General features: G+C 72.3%; 23 protein-coding genes and 1 pseudogene. 9 read left to right on the forward strand and 15 right to left on the reverse strand.

Translation table 11 applies throughout. The features are described 5' to 3' along the window. Positions 1 to 20 precede the first annotated feature (20 nt). The 3 genes from ABD352_RS46770 to ABD352_RS46780 are packed head-to-tail and all read left to right on the forward strand — an operon-like array spanning position 21 to position 2,250. Positions 21 to 662, forward strand: coding sequence for a HEAT repeat domain-containing protein (locus ABD352_RS46770; RefSeq protein ID WP_344619096.1), 642 nt, complete (start codon positions 21 to 23; stop codon positions 660 to 662). Then, entirely contained in the window at positions 649 to 1,650 is a 1,002-nt protein-coding gene (locus tag ABD352_RS46775) for a HEAT repeat domain-containing protein (protein WP_344619097.1), read from the forward strand. The genes ABD352_RS46770 and ABD352_RS46775 overlap by 14 nt, the downstream gene beginning before the upstream one ends. Positions 1,651 to 1,680: 30 nt before the next feature. Further along, on the forward strand, positions 1,681 to 2,250 hold the full coding sequence (locus ABD352_RS46780; RefSeq protein WP_344619098.1) for a hypothetical protein: 570 nt from the start codon (positions 1,681 to 1,683) through the stop codon (positions 2,248 to 2,250). Here ABD352_RS46780 and ABD352_RS46785 read toward each other — a convergent pair. After that, complete coding sequence (locus ABD352_RS46785; RefSeq protein WP_344619099.1) at positions 2,216 to 3,046, reverse strand: hypothetical protein; 831 nt, start codon at positions 3,044 to 3,046, stop codon at positions 2,216 to 2,218. The two genes, ABD352_RS46780 and ABD352_RS46785, sit on opposite strands and share 35 nt — an antisense overlap. Positions 3,047 to 3,174: 128 nt before the next feature. On the opposite strand from ABD352_RS46785, the gene ABD352_RS46790 reads away from it, so the two are divergent. Together ABD352_RS46790 and ABD352_RS46795 are read left to right on the forward strand one after the other, a co-directional pair. After that, positions 3,175 to 3,477 carry an ArsR/SmtB family transcription factor gene (locus ABD352_RS46790; protein WP_344619100.1) on the forward strand — a complete coding sequence of 101 codons (303 nt, stop codon included), beginning with the start codon at positions 3,175 to 3,177 and terminating at the stop codon, positions 3,475 to 3,477. Between the two features lie 5 nt (positions 3,478 to 3,482). Further along, positions 3,483 to 3,989: a YbaK/EbsC family protein gene (locus ABD352_RS46795; RefSeq protein ID WP_344619101.1), complete on the forward strand. Its 507-nt coding sequence runs from the start codon at positions 3,483 to 3,485 to the stop codon at positions 3,987 to 3,989. 63 nt (positions 3,990 to 4,052) lie between these two features. On the opposite strand, the gene ABD352_RS46800 is transcribed toward ABD352_RS46795, so the two are convergent. The 5 genes from ABD352_RS46800 to ABD352_RS46820 all read right to left on the reverse strand — a co-directional run bounded on the left by ABD352_RS46800 (position 4,053) and on the right by ABD352_RS46820 (position 8,139). Further along, entirely contained in the window at positions 4,053 to 4,964 is a 912-nt protein-coding gene (locus ABD352_RS46800; RefSeq protein ID WP_425553932.1) for an aldo/keto reductase, read from the reverse strand. A 23-nt stretch (positions 4,965 to 4,987) separates the two neighbouring features. Next, positions 4,988 to 5,296 carry a hypothetical protein gene (locus tag ABD352_RS46805; protein ID WP_344619103.1) on the reverse strand — a complete coding sequence of 103 codons (309 nt, stop codon included), beginning with the start codon at positions 5,294 to 5,296 and terminating at the stop codon, positions 4,988 to 4,990. Between the two features lie 186 nt (positions 5,297 to 5,482). Next, positions 5,483 to 5,779 (reverse strand): immunity protein Imm33 domain-containing protein, encoded by a 297-nt coding sequence (locus ABD352_RS46810; protein ID WP_344619104.1) that lies wholly within the window; start codon positions 5,777 to 5,779, stop codon positions 5,483 to 5,485. Between the two features lie 713 nt (positions 5,780 to 6,492). Then, complete coding sequence (locus tag ABD352_RS46815) at positions 6,493 to 7,320, reverse strand: transglutaminase-like domain-containing protein (RefSeq protein WP_344619105.1); 828 nt, start codon at positions 7,318 to 7,320, stop codon at positions 6,493 to 6,495. Positions 7,321 to 7,329: 9 nt separating this feature from the next. Then, positions 7,330 to 8,139 (reverse strand): serine hydrolase, encoded by an 810-nt coding sequence (locus tag ABD352_RS46820; protein ID WP_344619106.1) that lies wholly within the window; start codon positions 8,137 to 8,139, stop codon positions 7,330 to 7,332. A 23-nt stretch (positions 8,140 to 8,162) separates the two neighbouring features. Here ABD352_RS46820 and ABD352_RS46825 point away from each other — a divergent pair, with 23 nt between their 5' ends. Next, on the forward strand, positions 8,163 to 8,681 hold the full coding sequence (locus ABD352_RS46825; protein ID WP_344619107.1) for a hypothetical protein: 519 nt from the start codon (positions 8,163 to 8,165) through the stop codon (positions 8,679 to 8,681). Here ABD352_RS46825 and ABD352_RS46830 read toward each other — a convergent pair. Continuing rightward, positions 8,666 to 9,262, reverse strand: coding sequence for a hypothetical protein (locus ABD352_RS46830; protein ID WP_344619108.1), 597 nt, complete (start codon positions 9,260 to 9,262; stop codon positions 8,666 to 8,668). The two genes, ABD352_RS46825 and ABD352_RS46830, sit on opposite strands and share 16 nt — an antisense overlap. A 105-nt stretch (positions 9,263 to 9,367) precedes the next feature. On the opposite strand from ABD352_RS46830, the gene ABD352_RS46835 reads away from it, so the two are divergent. Next, positions 9,368 to 11,029, forward strand: a complete 1,662-nt coding sequence (locus tag ABD352_RS46835; RefSeq protein ID WP_344619109.1) for a hypothetical protein — start codon at positions 9,368 to 9,370, stop codon at positions 11,027 to 11,029. Positions 11,030 to 11,032: 3 nt separating this feature from the next. Here ABD352_RS46835 and ABD352_RS46840 read toward each other — a convergent pair whose 3' ends face one another. The 6 genes from ABD352_RS46840 to glgC form a co-directional block, all read right to left on the reverse strand. Beyond that, entirely contained in the window at positions 11,033 to 11,473 is a 441-nt protein-coding gene (locus ABD352_RS46840) for an SRPBCC family protein (RefSeq protein WP_344619110.1), read from the reverse strand. Positions 11,474 to 11,492: 19 nt separating this feature from the next. After that, positions 11,493 to 13,601 carry a 1,4-alpha-glucan branching protein GlgB gene (gene glgB / locus ABD352_RS46845; RefSeq protein ID WP_344619111.1) on the reverse strand — a complete coding sequence of 703 codons (2,109 nt, stop codon included), beginning with the start codon at positions 13,599 to 13,601 and terminating at the stop codon, positions 11,493 to 11,495. Between the two features lie 8 nt (positions 13,602 to 13,609). Then, positions 13,610 to 14,947: a maltokinase N-terminal cap-like domain-containing protein gene (locus tag ABD352_RS46850; protein WP_344619112.1), complete on the reverse strand. Its 1,338-nt coding sequence runs from the start codon at positions 14,945 to 14,947 to the stop codon at positions 13,610 to 13,612. Between the two features lie 9 nt (positions 14,948 to 14,956). After that, complete coding sequence (gene treS, locus ABD352_RS46855; protein WP_344619113.1) at positions 14,957 to 16,672, reverse strand: maltose alpha-D-glucosyltransferase; 1,716 nt, start codon at positions 16,670 to 16,672, stop codon at positions 14,957 to 14,959. Between the two features lie 26 nt (positions 16,673 to 16,698). Continuing rightward, positions 16,699 to 18,810, reverse strand: coding sequence for an alpha-1,4-glucan--maltose-1-phosphate maltosyltransferase (locus ABD352_RS46860; protein WP_344619114.1), 2,112 nt, complete (start codon positions 18,808 to 18,810; stop codon positions 16,699 to 16,701). Positions 18,811 to 18,875: 65 nt separating this feature from the next. Beyond that, entirely contained in the window at positions 18,876 to 20,111 is a 1,236-nt protein-coding gene (glgC, locus tag ABD352_RS46865; RefSeq protein ID WP_344619115.1) for a glucose-1-phosphate adenylyltransferase, read from the reverse strand. A 62-nt stretch (positions 20,112 to 20,173) separates the two neighbouring features. Between glgC and glgA the strand changes: the two genes are divergently transcribed. Further along, positions 20,174 to 21,367, forward strand: a complete 1,194-nt coding sequence (glgA, locus tag ABD352_RS46870) for a glycogen synthase (protein WP_344619116.1) — start codon at positions 20,174 to 20,176, stop codon at positions 21,365 to 21,367. On the opposite strand, the gene pcaD is transcribed toward glgA, so the two are convergent. Continuing rightward, positions 21,352 to 22,119 carry a 3-oxoadipate enol-lactonase gene (pcaD, locus tag ABD352_RS46875; RefSeq protein WP_344619117.1) on the reverse strand — a complete coding sequence of 256 codons (768 nt, stop codon included), beginning with the start codon at positions 22,117 to 22,119 and terminating at the stop codon, positions 21,352 to 21,354. The genes glgA and pcaD overlap by 16 nt on opposite strands. Before the next feature lie 182 nt (positions 22,120 to 22,301). Between pcaD and ABD352_RS46880 the strand changes: the two are divergent. After that, a pseudogene (locus ABD352_RS46880) lies at positions 22,302 to 24,737 on the forward strand (ATP-dependent Clp protease ATP-binding subunit); the annotation flags it as partial. 314 nt (positions 24,738 to 25,051) lie between these two features. Here ABD352_RS46880 and ABD352_RS46885 read toward each other — a convergent pair. Continuing rightward, entirely contained in the window at positions 25,052 to 26,044 is a 993-nt protein-coding gene (locus ABD352_RS46885; protein WP_344619118.1) for a hypothetical protein, read from the reverse strand. Positions 26,045 to 26,434: the final 390 nt, after the last annotated feature.

Here is a 26,434-nt window from a genome sequence, read left to right on the forward strand (position 1 = left end):
GGGTGCCGGAGGTGGTCCCCATGAACTCGGCACTCCTTGGCGCACTGGCCGCCGAGAGCGCTTCGACCCGGCTGAAGGCGGCCCTGGCGGCCGGCACGCATCCCGAGCCCGGCTTCGTCGACGCGCTCGTGGCACGGTGCGCGGTCGAGCCGGACTTCTTCGTGCGCGACATGCTCACGTGGGCACTGACCCGTCTCCCGTCGCAGGTCACGGTGCCGAAGCTCCTCGTAGAGCTGCGCTGCGAACGCGCACAGGCCCGCAGCCAGGCGCTGCACTCCCTGTCCAAGATCGGGGACCGCAGCGCGTGGCCGGCGATCACGCGGTCGCTGCTGCGCGACGCCGACGACGAGGTCGCGCGGGCCGCGTGGCGCGCCGCCGTCGTGCTCGTGCCCGAGGGGGAGCGGGAGGCGCTGGCCGCGGAGCTGGGCGCGCAGCTGGGGCGTGGTGACCGGGAGGTACGCCTGAGCCTGTGCCGGGCCCTCGCCGCGCTCGGCGACGTGGTGGAGCCGGTCCTGCGAGCGGCGCTGACCCATCACGACCCGGAGGTGCGTGCGCATGCGAGCGCCACCGAGCGGCTCCTGCGCGATCCGGACGCCGGGATCGACCTTCCCGTCTTCGCGGCCGACCAGGACCGGCAGGATGGATCGCGTGCTGATCGGTGAGGTGGCGCGGCGCTCGGGGGTGAGCGCCCGGATGCTCAGGCACTACGACTCGCTCGGGCTGGTACGGCCGACGGGCCGCACCGTGGGCGGTTACCGGGAGTACACCCCCGACGACGTCCGGCGGATCTTCTACGTGGAGGGGCTGCGGTCCCTGGGGCTGTCGCTGCGCCAGATCGCCCGCACGCTCGACGATCCGGGGTTCACCCCGTCCGCGCTGGTCGGCGACCTCATCCGCAAGACCGAAGAGCGACTGAACCGGGAGCGCGAGCTCCTGGAGCGGCTCCGCACGGTCGAGGCGGCCGAGGTCGTCGGCTGGCAGGACGTCGCGCGCACCGTCGAGCTCCTGCACGGCCTCGGTTCGCCGAGCGCCGCGCGCCGGCAGCAGGCCGTCCTGGCCCCGGCCGAGCCCGCGTCGGTCCCCGCAGAGCTGCTGGCCAGGGCCATCCTCACCGAGGCCGATCCGAACGTTGCCGGGGCCCTGCGGTGGGCCCTCGCGCGGTCCGGCGGTGACGCCGTGGCGGGCCTGGCATCCGGGCTCACTTCCGGCGACGCCGACGTCCGGCGGCGCGCGGTCCTGGCGCTCGCCGAGCTGCCCTCCTCCGAGGCGACCGCACTACTCACCGACGCGCTCGACGACACGGACCCGACGATCCGCCGGCACGCCGCGCTCGCGCTGGGCGCGCGCGGCGTGACCCGGGCCGTGCCGACGCTGCTCGGCATGGTGGTCGAGGGCTCGAACGACGTCGAGGCCGCCGAGCTCCTGGGCACGCTGGCGCGGGACCCGGAATGGGCCGACCGGATCATGGGCGCGCTGGTCGACGCGCTCGCCGCGCACGCCGCGGACTCGGCAGTGCGGATGCGACTGGCCCAGGCGCTCGCGGAGATGCCGGGAACCCTTGCGCTGCCGGTACTGCGGCAGCTCGCCCACGACGATGACCGGCCCGTGGCCCTCGTCGCCTCGGCGCTCGTGCACGTGTTCGAGACGTAGCGATCGGCGGTGGCGTGGCAGAGTGATCCCGTGCGTGCCGTCGACGTCGCGGTGGTGAGCGCGGCGCCCGCCCTCCTGGCAGTGCTGCCGGCCGAGCGCGAGACAGTCCATCACCCGGGCGGCACCGCCGTCGTCGTGCGCATCGGCCCGCTGCTCGTCGCGATCGAGCCGCCGGCCCCGCCCGGCGGCGTCCTGCACGCGCGCCACCGGCTGTTCGCCGGCGTGGCCCGCGGCTTCCCACCGGTGCGCCCCGGCGACGTCCTGGTCCCCTCCGGCGTCATCGGGCGGCCGGCGTACCGGCCCGACGCCCGGCTGTTCGCCCTGGCCCGGGGGACGCAGCCCGACGACTGGATTCCGGACCACTTCGCCCACAGCCCGGCCGTGCACCTCGGGCCCATGCTGGACCGGATCGAGGGACGGACGACGTCATCGAAGGCGATCGGGGCCACGGACGAACCGGCCGACGGCTACTCGCTCGTCGTGCTCGGCGCGCTCGATGCCGGCGCCGACCCGGTGCTGCGGGCGGACGCCGCCGGCGCGGCAGCGGCGTTCACCCTCGCCCTGCTCAGCCGCCTGGCCGCGGAGCAACCGCTGAACTGATTGACTCGGTGTGCGCGGCGTCCGCGCCGGCTTCCCGGGTGGTGCCAGGACCCGCTCCTCGCAGGGCGGCGAGCGCGCCGAAGGCGACGCCCCACGCCATGCTCAGCGCCGACCAGACCGGCCCGAACCCGCCGGGCGTGCCGGGCCAGGCGAGGCTGACGAGACCGAGATAGGCGGCCACCAGCCCGACCCCGATCCCGACGAACCGCCGGCCCCGCACCCAGCAGGCCGCCATGGCGCTCAGCGCCACGAGGGCGAGGCCCACCGCGCCCTGCACGGCGTAGTGGTCGATCCCGATGCTGATGTCCGAGGGCTGCAGGGTCACCCGGTTCGCCGCGTACATCGCATTGGCGTACGCCAGCCAGGGCAGGGCCCCGAGCCCGGCCAGCACCGCCAGCGGCCGGTCCACCCGGAAGCCGCCCGCCCTGAGCGGCTCCCGCCCGGGCGCGAACGCGACGGCGAGCGCCTCCGCGGCCACGGCCAGCGCGACGAGCACCAGAGGCCATTCCAGCGAGGCGGCGGCGGAGACCGCGAGGGTCACCGCGACGCACAACAGCTGCGCGACGGCGGGCGCCGACCGCCGGGGCCGCACGGCGACCCGGACGAAGGCCGCCGCGACGAACACGGTGAACATCAGCCCCCAGCCGGCCTCCAGCGCCACCAGCCACTCGGGGTCCCACGTCACCGACAGGTCGATCAGGCCGAAGCCGGGAAAGACCAGCCACGACACCGCGAAGACGACCGCCGCGACCCGGACCCCAGCCGTCAGGACCGCCGCACCGGACACGCGACCCACGCCCACCCCTCTCTCGGATACTCGTGACAGGTTGGCGGAAAAGTGGGGACACAGGCTGAGTTTGCCGACAACCCGACACGGGCGGGCGGCCGTTGACACGGCACTTAGGGAGTTGGCAAACTCCCTAAGTGCTTGATGTCGAGGTCCTCAAGGCCCTGAGCAACGACAAGCGGGTCGCCATTCTCACCTGGCTGGCCGACCCGGTCCGCCACTTCCCGCCGCAGCGCGACGGCGACCTGGTGACCGACGGCGTCTGCTCGGTCTTCATCGCCGACAAGCTCGGCGTCAGCCAGCCCACGGCCAGCGACCACCTCAAAATCCTCACCGCGACCGGGTTGCTCAGCGCCAGGCGCATCAAGCAGTGGACCTTCTACCGCCGCGACGAACAGCGCATCGCCGAGGTCAAACAGATGCTCTCGGAAGATTGGTGAGCCAGATGGAACAGCAGGACGCCTATGCGCGGCTGGTGTCGATGCTCGACACCGCGGGCGCGCAGTATCGGATGATCGACCACGCCCCCGAGGGACGCACCGAGATCGTCAGCGGCTACCGCGGGCACCCGGTCGCGTCCGCCGCCAAGTGCATGGTGGTCATGGTCAAGATCGGCAAGCGCACGAGCAGATACTTCCTGGCCGTGGTCCCCGGCGACGCCCGGATCGACCTCGAGGCATTGAAGAGCGCGGTCCAGGGCACGTACGTGTCGTTCGCCTCCACACCGAAGGCCGAAGCCCTGGCCGGCAGCGTCAGCGGCACGATCCTGCCGTTCAGCTTCCATCCCGACCTCGAACTCGTGGTCGACCCGGGACTGCTGCGCAACGCCGAGATCTTCTTCAACGCGGCCCGGCTGGACCGTTCGATGGCCCTGCGGACCGAGGACTACCTCCGCATCACCGACCCGCAGATCCGGCCCATCACCATCGCGGTCGCAACGCCGGACACGTGAACCGGCCCAAGCCAAGCTCCTGCACCTGGTCATCGGCGGGTGCGGACGTTGGAGCGCTCGGCGTCAGCGGTAGCCGTAGGGCGCGCGGGGGCGGTACGGGGCTTCCAGCTTGGCCACGTCCCCGTCGCCGAGGGCCAGATCCACGGCGGCGAGGGCGTCGTCGAGCTGCTGGGGCTTGGTCACGCCGACGATGGGCGCGCTCACCGGTGCCTTGCCCAGCAGCCAGGCCAGTGCGATCTGGGCGGGTGGCCGGTTGTGCTCGGCGGCGACCACGCGCAGCGCGTCGACGACGTCGGCGTCGTTGTCGTCGGTGCGCTGCGACCCGTCGGCCCGCTCGGCGATCGCGCGAGGTGAGTCGCGTCGGCCGCCGGCGAGCAGCCCCCGGGCCAGCGGACTGTACGGCAGGACGCCGACGCCCTGATCCGTGTAGCACGGGAGCATCTCCCGCTCCTCCTCGCGGTAGGCGAGGTTGTAGCGGGTCTGCATCGACACGAACCGGGTCCATCGGCCCGCCTCTGCGGTGTACTGGGCCTTCGCGAACTGCCACGCGTGCATCAGCGATGCGCCGAGGTAGCGCACCTTGCCGGCCCGGACGACGTCGTGCAGCGCCGCCATGGTCTCCTCGATCGGTGTCTCGGGGTCCCACCGGTGGATCTGGTACAGGTCGATGTAGTCGGTGCCCAGCCGCCGCAGCGAGGCGTCGACGGAGTCCATGATGTGCTTGCGGGACAGGCCGCGGTCGTTCGGGCCCGGCCCCATCGGGTAGAAGAGCTTGGTCGCGAGCACGTAGTCACCGCGCCGGGCGAAGAGCTTGCCGAGCAACCGCCCGGTGACCTCCTCGCTCACGCCGCCGGAGTACATGTCGGCGGTGTCGAAGAAGGTCACACCACCGTCCACGGCCTGCCGGACGATCGGCTCGGCCTCGTCCTCGGACAGAAACCAGGCCTCCGCGGCGGGATCGCCGTAGCTCATCATGCCCAGGCCGATCCGGGACACCTTCAGACCGGACGAGCCGAGCCGGACGTACTGCATTTTGGTTCCTCTCGATCGGTGTGCAACGACGGCTGCTGGTGGATCGCGACCGCGACGGCCACGAGCGCCACGCCGAACAGGTCGTGGACCGTCGGCAGCTGGGCGAGGACGACCAGGCCGATGACGGTGGCGGAGGCCGGCAGGATGCTCAGCATCCGCGCGAACAGCAGCACGGCGAACGCCGGGCCGAGGTAATGGAAGAGGGCGCCCACCGCGATGCATGCCGGAGCCGCCAGCCGGGCCACCGAGCCGGACGGACCTGCCGATTCCTTCACCCGAGTATGTTCCAAAGTGCAGCGCGGACCGTGAATGGCAAGCCGTCCTCGACCAGTTCCTACTCTTTGGGCAGACCACGACCTCCATCGTGGTCTCCGCACCCGTACCCGTCCGGCCACTGCCGCTGCCCGCCGCGGCGCCCGAATGACACCTGCCTTCGACGAACCCCGGTTGCACGGGCTTGGTCACACGTCGAGTAACCCGTCGTCCGGCCACACATCCGCATAGCCGGGAGCAAGCAGGAAACGCCATCCGGCGGGCAGCGCGAGGTAGGCCATGATCTCCGGGCGCTGCCGCGTGAGATGCCAGACGTGGTGGACCTCGAACGCGTCATCGGCCTCCGGGAACGTCTCCGACGACCACACATACCAGCCCGACAGCGCCGCCGTGCGCGGATGCCGCAGCCCGTTGACCGGCAGATCCGTCCAGGAGAACCCCTTCGCCACCGCGACCATGTCGGTGGAGTCGACCGGATCGACCACGCAGGTGAACCGCTGCTGCGGATCCGGTTCGCCGAGCGGTTCCGTCGTCAACACGCACCCCTTAGCCGCGAAACGTCCCCCATAGTCTGCCGGGACGCCCGCGCGGGCACTCGGCCGCATCCCGGATCAGCAACCTTTCGACCGGACGGTGACCATGGCCATGCCGCCCTCGGGTCAATGACTACCGCAAGATCGCGTGCTGGCGGCGGCGCCGGGGCCGCCGGACGAGTACGCATCACCGACCCGCAGATCCGGCCCATCACCGTCGGAGTCGCAACCTCGGACACGTGAACCGAGCCGTACCACCGAAATGCACAGCGTCCGCACCGTGCCCGCTCCCGGTTCGAGTGGATCATCATCGCCACACGCACGTTGAAGGGAGACGCATGAACAAGCTAGGACGAGTCGTTCTCGGCGGGATCGTGGCCGTCGCTTGTATGGCGGCAGCAACGGCCACCCCCGCCGCGGCCAGCGCCGCCGAGCCGGCGGTCGCACTGCGGGCCGCGCCGGGTAAGGCACCCGGACCCTGGTCCGGCAACGCCTGCCGGTGGCGGACCCCCGGCTGCCGTTGGGCGTGACAGCACGGGAGGCACGGCCGCGGACAAGGGCGCACGCCAAGCTCGCAGCCGATCCGCGGCCCTGCCGGCTGCCCTGGCCTTGTGATCCCGAGTGGCCCGCATGACATCGGCCGCGAGCGTCGGCGCGGGAAGGGGTCAGACCTTGACCCAGCCGTCGAAGCCGCTCGGGGACATGCAGTGCACCCGGCCGTCCAGCTGCAGGTTGGGGTCGGTGCGGTAGCGCTCGGTCAGGGCGCGCTCGGCGCCGGCGTCGCCGCGGTCGGCGGACAAGAGGAGTTCGGCCAGGCTGTCGGCGGTGCGGTCGGTGATGGCGCCCCACTGGTCCCACAGCAGGACCTCGTCGCCGTTGCGGTGGGCGACCTCCAGGAGTACGGCGTCCAGGAGGTACTGGTGCCCCCGGAACGGCAGGTGCGGGTCCACGCCGTAGCGGTCGGCGTCGATGAGGCCGCGGCGGTGGGCGGTCCAGGCCTGGGCGGCGGTGATGAACTGGGGGACGTCGGCCGGGTCAAAGGGGACGTCGGCGGGGTCCAGTTCGGCGTCGGCCATCACCCAGCGGGTGCCGTTCCAGTACTCGGCCACGACGTGGTCGTAGTTCCAGTCCTCGGCGAAGTAGGGGGCGAAGCCGACCCTCGTGCGGGCCGGCACCCCGCGGCGGCGCAGGGTCGACACGGTCAGGATGGCGTAGTCGCGGCAGCAGCCGACCACGCGCTCGGCCTGGGGGCGGGGGGCCGTCAGCGGGCCGGGGAAGCGGGACTGGTCGAGCTGCAGGATGCGGGTCACCCAGCGGGAGTCGATCTCGGCCAGGCGGTCCCCGGTGAAGGTGAGGCCGGCGCAGCGGTAGTGCACGACGAGGTTGCGCACGGCCGCCATCAGGGCCGGCAGGTCCTCGGGCAGGTCGTCCAGGAGATCACCGAACTCGCCGGGGTCGCTGAAGCGCGTCTGCTCGCGGTACCGCTGCATCATGCATCGAACCTAACAACATTCCAGCATGATCTGCCCAAGCCTGGCATGGGCGGCCGCGGCGGGGTGAGTGGGGCCGTAGTCGTCCTCGTCGCTCAGACCGTCGGCGAAGAGGGCATAGACGGCGCCGGGGTGGCCGCCGGGAGTGAACACGATGCCGGCCTCGTGGCGGGCCGCGCCGCGGTCGTCCCGGTCGGCGCCGTGCTTGGTGGCCACGCGGGCGCGTTCGGCCGAGGACATGTTATGGCGCACGCCGTCGTGGTAGCCGGCGGCGCCGCGCAGCACGCCCAGGAGGAAGGAGGTGCTGGCCGGGGCGAGCAGGGCGCCGGTGACCAGGCGGGCGAGGAGGTCGTGGGTCTCGCGGGCGGTCGTGTCGCCGAGGAAGAACCGCGAGGGGCCGACCGGCTCGACCCGGGTGTGGACGAAGCCCTTGGCGGCCAGGATCTCGTTGATCTCGGCCGGCGGGACCAGGCGGCCGCACAGGCGTACCGCGGTGTTGTCCGAGACGAGCAGCAGGGCGGTGAGGACGCCGGCCACGGTGAGCTCGTCGCCCCAGACGGGCTGGAGGTGGTACAGGCCGCTGCCGCCCAGCACGTCGCCCGGGCCGAGGCGGACCCGGTCGGCCAGGTCGAGCCCGCCGCGGTCGGACTTGTCGAGCAGGGCCACCGCGACGGCGAGCTTCTGGACGCTGTACCCCTTGATGACCCGCTCGTCGTCGTCCTCGACCACGACGCTGCCCCCGACCGACACCCGGGCGTGCCAGTCCCCGCCGGCCAGGGCGCGCTGCCGCTCGTAGGCCCGGCGCAGGCGCATGACGCTCATTTCGCGCAGTCTAGGGTCTTCGCATGGACCTCGCGGCGGCGTTGGGCGCGCACCTCGACCGGCTGTCGTTCGCCGACCGGGGCACGGACGAGGTCACCGAGCTGCTGATCGAGGCGGTCGCCGGGTGGGCGCGGGAGCAGGGGTGGCGGGCCTATCGACGGGCGGCCAGTGTCGTGCCGCTGCCGCCGCCGTACGACCGGCAGTTCTCGGTCGTCGACGTCGGCATCGCCCGGCCCGGCGCCGCCCCGGTGGTGGTCGAGGTGGACCACGCCGACCGGCGGCGGACGCTGGACAAGCTCGTCGCGGAGGCGGCGGCCGGGCGGGTGGCGCTGTGGGTGCGCTGGGGCGCGGGCCGGATGAGCCCGCCGCCGGAACCGGTGCGGCTGGTCGCGTTCCCGGTCATCTCGCGCCGCGGGCCGTCGGGCGGCCGCGTGCACTCGCACGCCCCCGGGGCGGACCGGCCGGCGCCGGAGCACAGCGAGGCGGCGGGGGAGTACATCCCGGAGGCGATGAACCTCGAGGACGGTCAGGGCGGGGGCTGAGCCGCCCAGAGCTTGTCGAAGATCGGCATGGGGTCCAGCTGGGCGTAGGAGCGGGCCCGGGTGGTGATGCCGTCCGCGGTCGTGGTGACCAGGGCGGCGCATCCGCGGTCGACGACCAGCACCTGGGGCGGGCGCCGCAGCGACGGGTCGAAGGAGAACACGAAGCTCAGCTGGGTCGGGAAGGCGATGTGGAAGCACGCCTGGCCGGCGGGGACGGCCGGCAAGGTGTTGAGCAGCCGCACGAAGCTGTCCACGTGCTCCGTGAGCACCTCCGGCGGGGCCACGGTCGGCGGGGGCGTGGTGAGCGGGGTGTCGCAGCGCGTGACGGCGACCACGCCGGCCGGGACCAGGTCGCCGGGGGAGTCGCTGAGCGGCTGGCCGGTGGTGGCGTTGGGGATGGCGGCGCAGTTGACTGCCTGCGAGCCCGGGCCGGTGACCACCGGGGACGGATAGGCGGGCGGCGGCGCCATCGAGGGCGACGGGGCGGCCGCGGGCAGCACCCGGGCCCCCGAAGACATCAGCAGCGCCGAGACGCCGACCGCTCCGGCGGCGACCACCCCGGCAAGACGCAAGGCAATCATGTCACTACGGAGTGTAATGCCTCGGCAAGGTTGTCGGGCCGGGTCGAGTGTCAGTGATCAGACCTGACTGATGGCCGACAGCCTTCGTGCCCCAGAATGGCGCGGGTGAGTCCCACGCCCACGACGACGAGCGCCGGGCCCACCGTCGCCCCGGTCATACCCAGGCAGCGGGCCGCCGGCGAGCGGCTGCCCGCCCGCCGCCGGTTCGCGGCCGCCGGCCTGCTGATCTGCGGCATCGCGGTACTGCTGGTGGGGTACCTGCGCATGGCCCGCACCAACGGCACCAACGCCGACGGGGCGGCCAACGCGCTGCAGGCCTGGGACCTGCTGCACGGCAACCTCGGGCTGGCCGGCTGGACGCTCAGCGACGTCTCGTTCTACCCGACGGAGCTGGTGCAGTACGCGCTGATCGAGCTGGTCTACGGGCTCGACCAGAACGTGGTCCACGTGGCCGCGGCCATCACCTACGTGCTGCTCATCGTCTTCGCCGCGCTGGTCGCCCGCGAAGGGGCCACCGGCCGCGCGGCGTGGGCCCGGGTCGGGGTGGTGGTGGCGGTACTGCTCGTGCCCTCGCCCGGGTCGGGCTTCGCGACCGTGCTCAACGTGCCCGACCACACCGGCACTGCGGTGCCCCTGCTGCTCGCGGCCCTGCTGTTCGGGCACCGGGTGCGGCTGGGGCGCTGGTGGCCGGTGGCGGTCACCGTCGTGCTGACGCTGGCCCAGGTCGGCGACCCCCTGGCCATGTACATCGGGGCCCTCCCGCTGGCCACCGTGAGCGCCCTGCGGCTGCTGCGGGCCATCTGGACCCGCGCGGAGAAGGGCCCCGACGCCCGTCTCCTCGTCGCCGCGGCCGCCTCGGTGGCCCTGTCCCACGCCGCCGTGCGCCTCATCGGCCTGGCCGGCGGCTACCGCGTGCACACGCCGATCGCCGAGTTCACCACCTGGGACGCGGTGCCGGACCACGTCATGCTGATGGTCCGCACGACGGCCCTGGACTACGGGGCGTACTTCCCGCACCTGACCGGCCACCATCCGGCGCTGACCCTGCTGTACCAGACCGCCGGCGTCGTGAAGCTGCTGCTCATGGCGGCCGCGCTGCTCGCCACGGTGGTGTCGGTCGCGCGGCTGCTGAGCCGGCGCGGGCACGGCGACCGGGTCGCCCAGTGGCTGGCCGTGGCCATCGCGGTGAACCTGGCCGCGTACGTCGCCTCGACCCAGGCCGGGGACATGGCCAGCGCCCGCCAGGTGGTCGCGGTGCTGCCCTTCGGCGCGGTACTGGCGGCCCGGGTCTTCGGCGACCGGCTGGCCAGGATCCGGGTGCGCGGCCGGATCGCCGCGGGCGCGCTGGCCGCGGTGCTGGTGGCCGCGTTCGGGGCGCAGGCGGCGGTGGCCAGGCCGGCCCCGATCGAGGCGGCCGAGGCGGCGGCCTGGCTGGAGGCGCACGACCTGCGCTACGGCGTGGGCGCCTACTGGGCCTCGAACACGGTCACCTTGGCCACCCACGGCAGGGTGCGGGTGGCGCCGGTGACCGACCCGGTCCCGCGGGCCTTCCACTGGGAGTCGCGGGCGGAGTGGTTCGACGCGGCCCGCCATGACGCCAGGTTCGTCATCATCGACACGTCGCTGGAGCACTACGGCACGGTCAGCGGTGCGGTGATCCGGTTCGGCCCGCCGAAGGAGCGGGTGGACCTGGGCCGCTGGACGATCCTGGTCTACGACCACAACCTTCTGCGCGACCTGCCCGTGCCGCACCGCCCGGCGCCGTGACGGCTACTGCCTGCCGGCGCGCTCCTCGGCGGCCTTGCGCAGACCCTCGGCCTCCATCCTGATGTACCGCCGGATCAGCCCGGAATAGAGCAGCGTCACGACCCGGGCGAGGGGCCCGGCGAACGACAGGGTCAGCTCGGCCGTGCAGGTGCCGTCGCCGTTGTCGATGGCCCAGTGGCCGCCGACGTTGCGGATGCCGGGGCTCGACGCCGAGGCCCACTCGAAGCCGTGCGCGTCGACGCGGGTGACGGTCCAGGTCGACGGGCGCAGCTTGGGCTGGGTCACGACGACGGTCTCGCCGGCGGCCAGGGGGCCGGTGGCCGGGCGGTCCACCTTGGACACGGAAGCGGTCCAGGACGGCCAGTCCTGGACCGCTTTCATGACGTCCCCGGCCACCGCGGCCGGAGCGGCGATGTTGATGGTGTCGCGGAAGTCCACGCTCATAAGGGGAGCGTACGACCGGCTACCCCAGCTTCAGCCAGAGGGCACCCAGCGGTGGGATGCGGATGACGGCCGATGCGGGCAGCCCGTTGTGCGGGTCGCCGGTCGCCTCGACGGAGCCCATGTTGCCGACGCCGGAGCCGCCGTAGACCTCGGCGTCGGTGTTGAGGATCTCCGACCAGCGGCCGGTGAACGGCAGGCCGATCCGGTAGCCCTCGTGCGGGTGCGCGGCGAAGTTCACCACGACCGCGATCACCGAGCCGTCGGCGCCCCAGCGCAGGTAGGAGAAGGCGTTGCCGCCGGAGTCCTCGTTGTTGATCCAGCGGAAGCCGTCCGGGGTGATGTCCTGGCTCCACAGCGCCGGGTGGGCCCGGTAGGTGGCGTTGAGGTCGCGGACGAGCTGCTGCAGGCCGGCCCGCATCGGGTCCTGCAGCAGGCCCCAGTCCAGGCCGCGCTCCTCGCTCCACTCCTGCTCGTCGCCGAGCTCGCAGCCCATGAACAGCAGCTGCTTGCCGGGGAACGACCACATGTAGGCCAGCAGCGCCCGGGCGTTGGCCACCTTCTTCCACAGGTCGCCGGGCATCTTGCCGACCAGGGAGCCCTTGCCGTGCACGACCTCGTCGTGGCTGATCGGCAGCACGTAGTTCTCGCTCCAGGCGTACACCGTGGCGAACGTCATCTGGTTGTGGTGGTACTGCCGGTAGATGGGGTCCTTGCCCACGTAGGTGAGCGTGTCGTGCATCCAGCCCATGTTCCACTTGAAGCCGAAGCCCAGGCCGCCGGAGTCCGTCGGGCGGGTCACGCCCAGCCACGCCGTCGACTCCTCGGCGATCATCATGATGCCGGGGTGGTGCTTGTAGACGGTGGCGTTGGCCTCCTGCAGGAAGGAGATCGCGTCGAGGTTCTCCCGGCCGCCGTACTGGTTCGGCGCCCACTGCCCGTGCTCGCGGGAGTAGTCGAGGTACAGCATCGAGGCGACCGCGTCGACCCGCAGCGCGTCGGCGTGGAACTCGTCGCACCAGTACAGGGCGTTGGCCACCAGGAAGTTGCGCACCTCCTTGCGGCCGAAGTCGAAGATGAGGGTGCCCCAGTCGGGGTGCTCGCCGCGGCGCCAGTCGCCGTGCTCGTAGAGCGGGGTGCCGTCGAAGCGGGCCAGGGCCCAGGCGTCCTTCGGGAAGTGGGCCGGCACCCAGTCCAGGATCACGCCGATGTCGGCCTGGTGCAGCCGGTCGACGAGGTAGCGGAACTCGTCGGGGGAGCCGAAGCGGGCCGTCGGCGCGTAGTAGCCGGTGACCTGGTACCCCCACGACCCGCCGAACGGGTGCTCCATCACCGGCAGGAACTCGACGTGCGTGAACCCGAGCTCGGTGACGTACTCGGTGAGCTGGTCGGCCAGCTCCACGTAGGACAGTCCGGGCCGCCACGAGCCGAGGTGGACCTCGTAGATGCTGACCGGGTTCTGGTGCAGGTGGCGCTCGGCCCGGGCGGCCAGCCAGTCGGCGTCCTTCCAGTCGTAGCCGGACTCGTAGACGACGCTGGCCGTGGCCGGGGGCTGCTCGGTGTGCCGGGCCAGCGGGTCGGCCTTCTCCACCCAGTCGTTGTCCGGGGTGAGCAGCCGGAACTTGTACTTGTCCCCGGCCTTGGCCCCGGGCACGTAGAGCTCCCACACGCCGCTGCCGCCCAGCGAGCGCATCGGCCAGCCGTCGTGCGGGCCCCAGCCGGTGAAGTCGCCGACGACCCGCACCCCGCGGGCGCTGGGCGCCCACACGGCGAAGGCGACGCCGCCCTCGCGGACCTGGGCGCCGAGGACGTTCCACAGCCGCTCGTGCCGGCCCTCCTGGATGAGGTGCAGGTCGAGCTCGCCGAGGGTGGGCAGGTGCCGGTACGGGTCGTCGGTCAGCCGGCCGTCGGCGTCGATACGGTAGTCGCTCACGACGCCGGGGATCTCGGCCTGGAAGACGCCCTCGCCGTGGATCTGGGTCATCGGGTGCCGTTCGCCGTCGACGACCACGGCCACGTCGGAGGCGCCGCGGCGCAGGGCACGCACGGTGGTCGTGTCGGTGCCGGCGTGGGCGCCGAGGATGCCGTGCGGATCGTGGGCGCGCCCGGCGATGAGGTCGTCGAGATTCATAGGGGTGATCACCTTGTCGTGAGGTCGGAGCCGTTCACCATGCGCTCGATCGACTGCAGGGGGATCCGCAGCCAGCCCGGCCGGTAACGGGCCTCGTAGGCGGCCTCGTAGACCGCCTTGTCCAGCTCGTACGCCCGCAGCAGCGCCCGGTCGTCGCGCGGGTCGTAACCGGCGGCGGCAGCATAGCCGTCGCAGAAGGCGTCCCGGTTACGGTCCACCCATTGCCGCGCCCGCCGGGCGAGCTCCTCGTCGTCCTCCGCGCCGAGCAGCAGCTGGTGGGCGGCGTACTCGTACGAGCGCAGCATGGCGGCGACGTCCCGCAGTACCGAATCCGGCCTGCGGCGCTCCTCGACCGGCATCCCGGGCTCGCCCTCGAAGTCGATGAGCAGCCACGACTCCGGGGTGCGCAGCACCTGGCCGAGGTGGAGGTCGCCGTGGATGCGCTGGGTGGTGACCGACTCCTCGCCGACGGCGCGGAACATGGCCGCGATGTCGTCGGCCATGTCGGCCAGCTCGGGCACGATCCGCACGTTGGCCTCGAGGCGCTGCAGCATCGCCGGCGCGGGCGCCGGCGCGGCCTGCGTGCCGAGGTGCTCGGCCAGGGTACGGTGCACGTGCGCCACCGCCTCGCCCAGCCGGGCCGACTCGCTGGCGAAGTCGCCGCCCACCTCGTCGGGGTTGAGGTCGTGCTCGGCGAACAGGTCGCGCGCGCTGGTGGTGGCCATCGCCCAGCCCTCGGCGGAGTTCTGGGCGTACTCGGTCACCATGGCCAGCGCCAGGTGCTCGCCGTCCGGCGTGTCGCTCTCGATCGCGCCGAGCAGCCGGGCGACGTTGGGGCAGCCGGCCCGGGCGAGGACCCGGTTGAGCTCGAGGTCGGGGTTGATCCCGGCGCTGATCCGGCGGAAGACCTTGAGGATGGCGGCGCTGTCGAAGACCACACTGGTGTTGCTCTGCTCGGCCCCGCCGATGCGGGCCGGTGCGTCGACCGGCAGCGCCACCCCGGGCTCGGGGACGAAGCGCACGCCGTCGACGACCGCGCCGGTGTCGATGAGGGCGAGCAGCCGCTGGGACGAGTGCTCGTCGTAGAGGGCATCCGAGGCGGTCCGTTCACCGTCGGCACCGATCAGCGCGGCCGCGGACAGCTCGGCGGCGACGTCGAGGTCCCAGCCGACGACGAGCTGGTAGCGCTCCGATCCGCCGTCGGCGTAGTGGGCGTCGAGCAGCACGTGGTCGAGGTTGTCGGGCAAATGGGTGACGACGGCGGGCTCGACCCCGGTCAGCTCGCGGGTCCGGCCCGCGTACCACCGCTGGTGCGGCAGCCACTCGGTGTACGGCAACGACGTCATGGCACTCCTCTAGCTCTGCTCGGCCGGCGCGCTCAGCTGGAACCAGTAGAAGCCGTGCCCGGGCAGGGTGAGCAGGTATGGCAGCTGGCCGATGTTGGGGAACTGCACGTGCCCGGTGAGCTCGATCGGCGTGTAGCCGGCCCACGGCTGCAGGTTGAGCTCGATCGGCTGGGGGAAGCGGGACAGGTTGTTCACGCACAGCACGACGTCGTCGCCGTGCATCCGCACGAACGCCAGGATCGACGGGTTGGAGCCGCCCAGCTCGCGGAACTCGCCGGCGGCGAACGCCTCGTGGCGGCGGCGGACCGCCAGCATCGTGCGCGTCCAGTTGAGCACCGAGGTGGAGCTCTCCTTCTGCGCCTCCACGTTGACGGACTGGTAGCCGTAAACGTGGTCCTGGATCGCCGGCAGGTAGAGCCGGCCCGGGTTGGCCTGGGAGAAGCCGGCGTTGCGGTCCGGCGTCCACTGCATCGGGGTGCGCACGCCGTCGCGGTCGCCGAGCCAGATGTTGTCGCCCATGCCGATCTCGTCGCCGTAGTACAGCACCGGCGAACCCGGCAGCGACAGCAGCAGCGCGGTGAACAGCTCGATCTGGTTGCGGTCGTTCTCCAGCAGCGGGGCGAGCCGCCGGCGGATGCCCACGTTCGCGCGCATCCGCGGGTCCTTGGCGTACTCCGCGTACATGTAGTCGCGCTCCTCGTCGGTGACCATCTCCAGGGTCAGCTCGTCGTGGTTGCGCAGGAAGATGCCCCACTGGCAGTTGGACGGGATCTGCGGGGTGTGGGCCAGGATCTCCGAGATCGGGAAGCGCGACTCCCGGCGCACGGCCATGAAGATGCGCGGCATCAGCGGGAAGTGGAAGGCCATGTGGCACTCGTCGCCCTCGCCGAAGTACTCCACCACGTCGGCCGGCCACTGGTTGGCCTCGGCGAGCAGGACCCGGCCCGGGAACTCGTCGTCGATGACCTTGCGGCAGCGGCGCAGGAACTCGTGGGTCTCCGGCAGGTTCTCGCAGTTGGTGCCCTCGGACTCGAAGAGGTACGGCACCGCGTCGAGCCGGAAGCCGTCGATGCCCAGGTCGAGCCAGAACCGCAGCACGTCGATCATCTCGCGCTGGACCTCGGGGTTGGCGTAGTTGAGGTCCGGCTGGTGGGAGAAGAACCGGTGCCAGTAGAACTGCCGCCGCACCGGGTCGAACGTCCAGTTGGACTCCTCGGTGTCGACGAAGATGACCCGGGCGTCGGAGTAGGCCTTGTCTGTGTCGGACCAGACGTAGAAGTCGCCGTACGGCCCGTGGGGGTCGCGCCGGGACTCCTGGAACCACTGGTGGGAGTCCGACGTGTGGTTCATGACCAGGTCCGTGATCACCCGGATGCCCCGCTTGTGGGCCGCGTCGAGCAGCTCGACGAAGTCCTCGACGGTGCCGAAGTCCGGCAGGACCTTGTAGAAGTCCCGGATGTCGTACCCCCCGTCGCGCAACGGGGAGTCGTAGAAGGGCGGCAGCCATAGGCAGTCGACGCCGAGCCACTGCAGATAGTCGAGCTGGCCGATGAGCCCCTTGAGGTCCCCCGACCCGTCCGCGTTGGAGTCCGCGAAGGCCCGCACCAGGACCTCGTAGAACACGGCCCGCTGGAACCACGACTCGTCGGCCGGGAGCACCCGCGCCTGGTTGAAGTCGCTGGACGACGGGTGCTCGACGGCGGCGTGCTCGGCTGCGTCGGTCATGTCGTATCCACCTGCCTTGCTCTTTTCTAGCGGTGGCGATGCACCGTGAACACGTGGGCCGGCTCGTAGTAGGGGTCGAGCCGAACCGCGTTGTGCTGTCCCCAGTCGAACGTCGCGCCGGTCACTTCGTCGCGCACCGTGAAGCGCTCATGCCAGTCGAAGCCCAGCGCGGGCATGTCCAGGGTCGTGTTACCCCACTGCACGTTGTGCGAATCAAGCGATACCACGACCAGGACGGTGTCGTCTGTCTCCGGGTCGCGCTTGGAGAAGCAGAGCACCTGCTGGTTGTCGATGCCGTGGAACACGACGTTGCGCAGCCGCTGCAGCGCCTTGTGCTCGCGCCGCACGGCGTTGAGCCTGCGCAGGTACGGCGCCAGGGACTCGCCGTTGCGCTCGGCGATCTCCCAGTCGCGCGGGCGCAGCTGGAACTTCTCGTTGTCCAGGTACTCCTCGGCGCCCGGCCGGGGCAGGTGCTCGAAGAGCTCGAAGCCCGCGTACATGCCCCAGGACGGGCTGAGCAGCGAGGCCAGCACCGCGCGGATCTTGAACATCGGCGGGCCGCCGTGCTGCAGGTGCTCCGGCAGGATGTCGGGCGTGTTGGGCCAGAAGTTCGGGCGCATGTAGTCCGCGGCGGCGATCAGCTGCTCGACGTACTCCCGAAGCTCCCAGCCCTCGACGCGCCAGGTGAAGTAGGTGTACGACTGCGAGAACCCGATCTTGCCCAGCCCGTGCATCATGGCCGGCCTGGTGAACGCCTCGGCCAGGAACAGCACGTCCGGGTCGACCGCCTTCACCTCGCCGATCAGCCAGTGCCAGAACCCGACCGGCTTGGTGTGCGGGTTGTCCACCCGGAAGATCTTGACGTCCTGCGCCACCCAGTGCAGGACCACGCGCAGGACCTCGGCGCGGATGCCCTCGGGGTCGTTGTCGAAGTTCAGGGGATAGATGTCCTGGTACTTCTTCGGCGGATTCTCGGCGTAGGCGATGCTGCCGTCGGCGCGGGTGGTGAACCACTCCGGGTGCGTGGTGACCCACGGGTGGTCCGGCGCGCACTGCAGGGCCAGGTCCATCGCGATCTCCACGCCGACCCGGCGGGCCTCGGCGACGAACGCGCGGAAGTCCTCGGCGGTGCCCAGGTCCGGGTGGACGGCGTCGTGCCCGCCCTCCGCGGCGCCGATCGCCCACGGCGAGCCGACGTCGTCCGGCCCGGCGACGAGCGTGTTGTTCGGCCCCTTGCGGTTGACCCGGCCGATCGGGTGGATCGGCGGCAGGTACACCACGTCGAAGCCCATGTCCGCCACCTGGGCCAGGCGTGGCGTGGCCGAGGCGAAGGTGCCGTGCTTGACCGGCTTGCCGCGCTCGTCGACGACCGCGCCCTCGGAGCGCGGGAAGAACTCGTACCAGGCCGAGAACAGCGCCCGCTCCCGGTCGCACCACAGCGGCAGTGCCGGCCCGCGGGTGACCTGCTGGCGCACCGGGTGCCGCCAGAGAATGTCGCCGAGGCCCAGCGCCGGCGAGACCCTGGCGAACAGCGGGATGCCGGCGTCGTCGAGCGCGCCGGCGGCACCCTCGACCCGGCCGCGCTCGTCCGCGGGCACGCCCGGGGCCGCCTCGCGCAGCAGCGCCGCGCCCTCGGCCAGGTCGTTGGCAAGATCCTCGAGGCCCTGCCCGGCGGCGATCTTCTTGGAGACGGCGCTGTGCCAGGTGAGGTACGGATCGCTGAACGCCTCGACGGCGAAGGTCCACGCGCCGACCGCGTCGGGTCGCATCTCGCCAAGCCACGAGTCGGAGCCGGGCGGGCCGGGGCGCAGCCGGTTGAACGGCCGCTCGGTGCCGTCCGGCGCGATGAGCACCACGTTGGTGCCCATCATCGCGTGACCCTCGCGGTAGGAGACGGCCGAGACCGGCACCAGCTCGCCGACGACGGCCTTGGCGGCGAAGCGGCCGCCCTCGATCTGCGGGGTGACCTTCTCGATCGGGAAGCGCTGCCCGACGCCGACCGGTGGCGCGTGGAAGGCCGCCGCAGGTGACTCGGCGGTCTCCTGCGGCTGCACCGGTTCCGCGGACAACGCGATCTCCGTCTCGGTCGCTTCCGTGGTCGCGATCTCGGTCTTCAGGGCCTCGGGGGTCTCACCCATGATCCTCACCGTATCGAATCTTCCCAGGGGCCGCAGCGGAAGCCGTCGGGCACGATGACGCCGTCTCAGGGCTCCACCTTTTGCCCCTTGCCGATGACCACGATGCCGCCCTCCGACACCGTGTAGCGCCTGCGGTCGCGCTCGAGGTCCACGCCGATCTCGGCGCCCTCGGGCACGACCACGTTCTTGTCCAGGATGGCGTTGCGCACCACGGCGTGCCGCCCGATGTCGACGCCCTCCATGAGCACCGATCCCTCGACGTGGGCCCAGGAGTGCACCTTCACGTTCGGCGACACCACCGAGTTCTCGACCAGGGAGCCGGAGATGACGGCGCCGGGAGAGATCATCGAGCCGACCGCCCGGCCGACCCGCTCGCCCCAGCCGTGCACGAACTTCGCCGGCGGCCACGGGCTGTTGCCGGTGTAGATGGGCCAGTCGAAGTTGTACAGGTTGAAGACCGGCTGGACCGAGATGAGGTCCATGTTGGCCTCGTAGTACGAGTCCAGGGTCCCTACGTCGCGCCAGTAGCCGCGGTCGCGGTCCGAGCTGCCCGGCACGATGTTCTGGCTGAAGTCGTAGACCGCGGCCTCGTTCCTGTCGACGAAGAACGGGATGATGTTGCCGCCCATGTCGTGCTTGCTGGACGGGTCCTTCGCGTCGCGGGTGACGGCGTCGATGAGCGCGTCGGTGGTGAACACGTAGTTGCCCATCGACGCGTAGATCTCGTCGGGGGAGTCCGGCAGGCCCCTGGCGTCCTTGGGCTTCTCGCGGAAGGCGCTGATCTGACCCCCGCTCTCGCCCACCTCGATCACCCCGAACTGGTCGGCGGTCGACAGTGGCTGGCGGATGCCGGCCACGGTCGCGGCGGCCCCGGACTCGATGTGCTGGCGCACCATCTGCTCCGGGTCCATCCGGTAGATGTGGTCGGCGCCGAAGACGATGACGTAGTCCGGCCGCTCGTCGTTGATCAGGTTCAGGCTCTGGTAGATGGCGTCGGCGGAGCCGGCGAACCAGCGCGGGCCGAGGCGCTGCTGGGCGGGCACCGGCGTGACGTAGTTGCCCAGGAGCGTGGACATCCGCCAGGTCTTCGTCACGTGCCGGTCCAGCGAGTGCGACTTGTACTGCGTCAGCACGACCATCTTGAGGTAGCCGCCGTTGGCGAGGTTGGACAGCACGAAGTCGATCAGGCGGTAGATGCCGCCGAACGGCACCGCGGGCTTGGCCCGGTCGGTGGTCAAGGGCATGAGCCGCTTGCCCTCGCCTCCGGCGAGGACGATCGCGAGGACGTTCTTGGCAGCCATGGCGCAGACGCTAAACGTGTCCGGCGTGTTGCGCCAGACGAACAGCAATTAGTGTTTGGGGCGTGCGAGTAGACCTGCTCACTCGAGAGTACCCGCCGGACGTTTACGGCGGCGCCGGCGTCCATCTGGAGTATCTTGCCCGCGAGCTGCGCAACCTGCGATCCGCAGCTCTCGACGTGCGCGTGCACTGTTTCGGGGCGCCGCGCAGCGAGGCGGGGGTGACCGGCTACCCCGACCCGGCCGGCCTGTCCGGGGCCAACCCGGCGCTGCGCACGATGGGCGTCGACCTCGAGATGGCCGCGGGCTGTGCGGGCACCGACGTGGTGCACAGCCACACGTGGTACGCCAACCTCGCCGGCCACGTCGCCAAGCTGCTGCACGGGGTGCCGCACGTGGTGACCACGCACAGCCTGGAGCCGCTGCGGCCGTGGAAGGCCGAGCAGCTCGGCGGCGGCTACGCGCTCTCCTCGTGGTGCGAGCGGACCGCCATCGAGGCCGCCGACGCGGTCATCGCCGTGTCGGCCGGGATGAAGGCCGACGTGCTGCGCGCGTACCCGGCGGTCGACCCCGACAAGGTGCACGTCGTCTACAATGGCATCGACACCGAGCAGTACGCGCCGGACCAGGGCACCGACGTGCTGGAGCGGCTCGGCATCGACGCGGACCGGCCCAGCGTGGTCTACGTCGGGCGGATCACGCGGCAGAAGGGGTTGCCGTACCTGCTGCGGGCGGCCCGCCGCCTGCCCCCCGACACGCAGCTCGTCCTGCTGGCCGGCGCCCCCGACACGCCGGAGATCGCGGCCGAGGTGACCGCGCTGGCCGACGAGCTCAAGGCGACCCGATCCGGGGTCGTGTGGGTCCAGGAGATGCTGCCCAAGCGCGAGGTCATCCAGGTCCTCACCCACGCCACGCTCTTCGTCTGCCCGTCGATCTACGAGCCGATGGGCATCGTCAACCTCGAGGCGATGGCCTGCCAGACCGCGGTGGTGGCCACCGCGACCGGCGGCATCCCCGAGGTGGTCGCCGACCGGGAGACCGGGCTGCTGGTGCCGATCGAGCAGGTGTCCGACGGTTCCGGCACGCCGCTGGACGAGTCGCGGTTCGTGGCCGACCTCGCCGACGCCATGATCGCCGTGCTGGAGGATCCCGCCCGGGCGGCGGCCTTCGGGCGGGCCGGGCGGCAGCGGGCGGTGGACCACTTCTCGTGGGCGGCGATCGCCGACCGGACCCTGGCGGTCTATCAGTCGGTGACGTGATCGCTGATCAGCTGGGCGATCGTGTCCGGCTGCTCGACGTTGGCAAGATGAGCCGCATTCGGTACCACCACCAGACGGCTGTCGCGAATGCCCTCGTGGATGCGTTCGCCGTGCTCCGGCGGGCTGGCGGGGTCGTCCGCCCCGGCGATGACGAGCGTCGGGGCGCCGATGCGGTGCAGGTCCTCGCGCAGGTCCATGGCGGCGATCGCCTCGCACCCGCCCGCGTACCCCTCGGCCGGGCAGGCGGCGATCATCGCCCGGTAGGGGGCCACCCGGGCCGGTAGCGCGGCCCGGAAGCGCGGCGTGAACCAGCGCCCGAGCACCGCGTCGGCCACCGGCGCCATGCCGACGGCCCGCACCTGCTCGGCCCGGGCCAGCCACCCGTCGGCCGGCGGCAGGTGGGCCGCGGTGCAGATGAGCACCAGCCGGTCGATGCGCTCGGGGGCGTGGGCGGCCAGCCACATGCCGACCATGCCGCCGAGGGAGAGGCCGCAGTACGACGTCCGCTCGATGCCCAGGCGGTCGAGCAGGGCAATCACGTCGCGGCCGAGGTCCTCGATGCGGTACGGCCCGGCCGGCACCGGCGACCCGCCGTGCCCGCGGTGGTCGAAACGCACCACCCGGAGGCGGTCGCCGAAGCGCGGCAGCTGGGGCCGCCACATGTCCAGGTTGCTGCCCAGCGACCCGCCGAGCAGCAGGAAGGGCGCGCCGAGCGGGCCCGTGGTGCGTTGGAACAGCGTCGTTGCCGTCACGAAACCCTTGTACCACCTCACTTCGCCCCGGTCGCACTTCGCTCTCGGCGGAATGGCATTCTCCTCATCGCGCGTTATCTTCAACCTCGTGGCGGCCGCGCCCGCCCGAGCCGCTCCTGCCGGCCAAGAGGCTTCGACTCAGCGCCTTCTCCGTTCCGCGTATGAGAAGGGCGTTGATGGCGATGTTCGAGCGTTTCACCGACCGCTCCCGCAGGGTTGTCGTGCTGGCCCAGGAGGCCGCCCGCACCCTCAACCACCACTACATCGGCACCGAGCACCTGCTGCTCGGCCTGCTGCACGAGGGCGAGGGCCTGGCGGCCAGCGTCCTGCGCGCCCTGGGCGTCACGCTCGAGGCGGTCCAGCGCCAGGTCGAGGAGATCGTCGGCCTCGGGGCCCAGGCCGCCACCGGCCACGTCCCCTTCACCCCGCGGGCCAAGAAGGTCCTGGAGCTGTCCCTGCGCGAGTCGCTGCGCCTGGGCGACTCGTGCATCGGCACCGAGCACATCCTGCTGGCCCTGCTCCGCGAGGGCGAGGGCGTCGCCGTGCAGATCCTGACCCGCCTGGGCGTCAGCCCGACGGCCGTGCGCGCCCAGCTCGCCGACGTCCCCCTCGTCGACCCGCCACCCGCGTCCCCGACCCTTGACCAGTTCGCCCACAACCTGACGGCCGCGGCCCGCGAGGGCGCCCTGGACCCCGTCATCGGCCGCGACCGGGAGCTGGAGCGGGTCGTGCAGATCCTCACCTGCCGCCGCAAGAACAACCCGATCCTGACCGGCGACCCGGGCGTCGGCAAGACCGCCGTGGTGGAGGCCCTGGCCCAGCGCATCGCCGCCGGTGAGGTGCCCCGGTCCCTGCTCGGCCGGCAGCTGTACGCCCTGGACCTGGGCGCCCTCGTCGCCGGCTCCCGCTACCGCGGCGACTTCGAGGAGCGCCTGCGCAAGGTCATCAAGGAGATCCGCACCCGCGGCGACGTCATCCTCTTCATCGACGAGATGCACACCCTGGTCGGCGCCGGCGCCGCCGAGGGCGCCATCGACGCCGCGTCCCTCCTGAAGCCCCTGCTGGCCCGCGGCGAGCTGCGGACCATCGGCGCCACGACCACGGACGAGTACCGCCGCTACATCAGCCGCGACGGCGCCCTCGACCGCCGCTTCCAGCCCGTCCCGGTGGCGGCCCCCACCCCCGACGAGTCGCTCGCGATCCTGCGAGGCCTGCGCGCCGGCTACGAGTCCCACCACGGCGTGACCTACACGGACGAGGCCCTGACCGCCGCCGTCACCCTGGCCGACCGCTACATCCCCGACCGCCACCTTCCGGACAAGGCCATCGACCTGCTGGACGAGTCCGGCGCCCGCACGAGCATCCTGGGCCCGCCGGTGGTGGTCGACGCCGCGCGGATCGCGGAGGTGCTGGCCGCCTGGACGGGCATCCCGGTGGGCGCCGTGTCCACATCGGAGACCACCCGCCTGCTCACGATGGAGCAGGCCCTGCACCGCCGGGTCGTCGCCCAGCACCACGCGGTCGCCGCCGTCGCCCAGTCCATCCGCAGGGCCCGCGCCGGCCTGTCCGACCCGAGGCGCCCCACCGCCTCGTTCATCTTCGCCGGCCCGTCCGGCGTCGGAAAGTCCTCCCTGGCCAAGGCCCTGGCCGAGCACCTCTTCGGCACGGAGGAGGCCCTGATCCAGCTCGACATGTCCGAGTACCACGACCACCACACGGTCGCCCGCCTGGTCGGCGCCCCGCCCGGCTACGTGGGCCACGACGACGGCGGCCAGCTGACCGAGCAGGTCCGCCGCCGCCCCTTCTCGGTCATCCTCTTCGACGAGATCGAGAAGGCCCACCCGGACGTCTTCAACGCGTTGCTGCAGGTCATGGAGGACGGCCACCTGACCGACGCCCAGGGCCGCCGCACCGACTTCCGCCACACCATCCTGATCCTGACCACCAACCTGGGCACCGCCACCACGGCGGCCGGCTTCACCCTGCCCTCGTCCCCTCCACCCACCCCGCGCCCGCCGGCAGCCCTCGATCCGGCCACCCCCGCTCCGGGCGTGCCGCCTGTCCCCGCCCCGGGCGTGCCTGCTGTTCCCGGTCGGGGCGCGCCTGCTGTCCCCGGCCCCGGCGTGCCGGGTGTTCCTGGTCCGGGCGTGCCTGCTGTTCCCGGCCCCGGCGTGCCGGGTGTTCCTGGTCCGGGCGTGCCTGCTGTTCCCATGCCGGGTGTGCCTGGCTCGGACGTGCCGGGCGGGCCCGGAACCTCGGCGTCACCGATGTCCGCGCCCACCTATCGGCCCGACGGAGCGGCAGCAGCCGCGTACACAAGGGACCTGTCCCGCCACTTCCGCCCCGAGTTCCTCAACCGCATCGACGAGATCGTGGTCTTCCACCCGCTGACCGAGCCGGACCTGCTGATCATCGTCGACCACCACCTGCAACGCCTGACCACCACCCTCGCGGCCCGCGGCATCACCCTGACCCTGACCGCGGCCGCCCGCCACCACTTGGCCACGACCGGCACCGACCCGAAGCTGGGCGCCCGGCCCCTGCGCCGAGCCATCCAACGCGAGCTGGAGACCGAACTCTCCACCCGCCTCCTGACCGACTCCCTCCCCGTGGGCACCACCCTGACGGTCGATGCGGAGGACGACCGGCTGACCTTCGCCCAAACCAGCACCACACCGACCCCGCCTCCGCAGCTCCCCAGCCCGGTACCCGCCTAACAGCCGCACCTCCGCCGCCGCGGCCCCGCCCTCGCTACTGTCGCGGTGGCCGCGGCGCCGACCCAGCCCTGCGCCGTCGCCTTCACCCTCCCCCCGGCCGCCCACCCCAGGCGGCCGGGCCACCCGCGCGGCTTCGCTACGCCTGGCCTGTTCCCGCGCCGGCTGGCCTGTTCCCGCGCCGGCTGGTCTGCTTCTCGGGTGGGTGGCTGGTTGGGTCAGTAGGTCAGGACGGGGGCGTCGGACTCCTGGGCTGGGAGGACTACCAGCTCGGGCGGGAGGACGGTGCGGGGTGACGGGTCGTCGTCGAGGGTGATGTCGTACGCGGTGGGGGAGCCCGACGCGGTCCAACGGGCGCCCTGGATGGTGCCCTCGCGGCGGGCGCCCTTGCCGGGCAGGCGGATTCGGGTGCCCGGGGCGTGGCCGTCGTCGGCCACGACGAGGAGGGCGTCCAGGGTCTGGCGTACGCCCTGCCAGGGGGCCGGCGGCGGGACCTGGGGCTCGCCCGCGGCGTCCTCGGTCGGGGTACAGAGGCGGCGGTGGGCGAGGGTCAGGAGGTCGGCGGCGTAGCGGGTGGCCGGCTCCGGGTGGTGCTGGGCGGCGGCCAGAGCGGCGTCGATGCGGTGCCAGCGCTCGGCGGGGCGGTCGTTCAGGAAGAGCCGGGCGGCTCGGTCCAGGTCGGCGCAGGCGGTGTCGAGGGCGGTTTCCTCGCCCAGTTCGGCGGTCCAGGCCAGGTCCAGCGGGGGCGGGACCAGGCCGGGGGCCTCGTGGGCCGCGACCAGGTACACCATGGCCAGGAGTTCGGCGCGAAGCGAGCCGGCGTAGAAGGGGACGCCGTTGGCGTCGGCGGGTGGGAAGCGGTCGGCCAGGTGACGGGCCCGGCCGGCTGGGAGGCGGGCGGCCGTGCGGGTGGTGGTCAGCTTCTCCTCGGCGGGACGCTCCTCGCGGGCGACGATGGTCCAGCGGCCGCGGGCCAACGCGACCGGGTACACCGTGCGGCCCGCGTTGGCCAGCGACTCGCCCGGGGCAAGGCCCGCGGCGGCCAGTTGGCGGGCGGCGACCGAGTAGGCGACGCCGGTTTCGGCGGCGTGGGCCCGTACGGCTCGCCGGCGGGCGCGGTCGCGGGTGGATCGGGAGCGCGCCCGCGGGCCGGGCGTGGCCGTGGGGGAGCCTGGGGCAGTTGGGGGCGCCGAGGCCGGGCCCGCGTGCATTGAGTCCGTCGGCTGGGGTGGCGATGCCGTGGGTGGTGTCCCAGCCGCTCGGGTCGGGGTCGAGCCGGTGGCGTCGCCCATCGATGAACCCGCCGCATCCCTGTGGGCGCGGTCGGTCGGACGGTCGCGGAGGCGCTCCGGCGAGCTGTGCTCGTCCCCGGGATCGTGGAGGCGCGGGGGGTCGCGGTCCTCCGGTGAGCTGTGCTCGTCCCCGGGATCGTGGAGGCGCGGGGAGTCGCGGTCCTCCGGTGAGCTGTGGGTGTCCCCGGGATCGCGGTGGGGCGGGGCGTCACCCTCGTCCGCAGTGCCGCGGTGGCAGGGCGCGTCGTGGTCTTCCCCAGGGCAGCCGTGGGGCTGGGAGTCGCGATCATCCGGTACGGCACCGTCGCG

Origin of the sequence: Dactylosporangium salmoneum (assembly GCF_039532525.1) — a bacterium.
Lineage (GTDB): Bacteria > Actinomycetota > Actinomycetes > Mycobacteriales > Micromonosporaceae > Dactylosporangium > Dactylosporangium salmoneum.

Excerpts from the sequence above, each read along its gene's own strand:
- ABD352_RS46830 (WP_344619108.1), bottom strand. The coding sequence starts at position 9,262 with ATGATTGCCTTGCGTCTTGCCGGGGTGGTCGCCGCCGGAGCGGTCGGC.
- glgC (WP_344619115.1), bottom strand. The coding sequence starts at position 20,111 with ATGGCTGCCAAGAACGTCCTCGCGATCGTCCTCGCCGGAGGCGAGGGC.
- ABD352_RS46820 (WP_344619106.1), bottom strand. The coding sequence starts at position 8,139 with ATGAGCGTCATGCGCCTGCGCCGGGCCTACGAGCGGCAGCGCGCCCTG.
- ABD352_RS46800 (WP_425553932.1), bottom strand. The coding sequence starts at position 4,964 with ATGATGAGCTACGGCGATCCCGCCGCGGAGGCCTGGTTTCTGTCCGAG.
- ABD352_RS46815 (WP_344619105.1), bottom strand. The coding sequence starts at position 7,320 with ATGATGCAGCGGTACCGCGAGCAGACGCGCTTCAGCGACCCCGGCGAG.
- treS (WP_344619113.1), bottom strand. The coding sequence starts at position 16,672 with ATGACCGACGCAGCCGAGCACGCCGCCGTCGAGCACCCGTCGTCCAGC.
- ABD352_RS46850 (WP_344619112.1), bottom strand. The coding sequence starts at position 14,947 with ATGACGTCGTTGCCGTACACCGAGTGGCTGCCGCACCAGCGGTGGTAC.
- ABD352_RS46860 (WP_344619114.1), bottom strand. The coding sequence starts at position 18,810 with ATGGGTGAGACCCCCGAGGCCCTGAAGACCGAGATCGCGACCACGGAA.
- ABD352_RS46825 (WP_344619107.1), top strand. The coding sequence starts at position 8,163 with ATGGACCTCGCGGCGGCGTTGGGCGCGCACCTCGACCGGCTGTCGTTC.
- ABD352_RS46885 (WP_344619118.1), bottom strand. The coding sequence starts at position 26,044 with ATGCACGCGGGCCCGGCCTCGGCGCCCCCAACTGCCCCAGGCTCCCCC.
- ABD352_RS46840 (WP_344619110.1), bottom strand. The coding sequence starts at position 11,473 with ATGAGCGTGGACTTCCGCGACACCATCAACATCGCCGCTCCGGCCGCG.
- glgB (WP_344619111.1), bottom strand. The coding sequence starts at position 13,601 with ATGAATCTCGACGACCTCATCGCCGGGCGCGCCCACGATCCGCACGGC.
- ABD352_RS46770 (WP_344619096.1), top strand. The coding sequence starts at position 21 with ATGAACTCGGCACTCCTTGGCGCACTGGCCGCCGAGAGCGCTTCGACC.
- ABD352_RS46795 (WP_344619101.1), top strand. The coding sequence starts at position 3,483 with ATGGAACAGCAGGACGCCTATGCGCGGCTGGTGTCGATGCTCGACACC.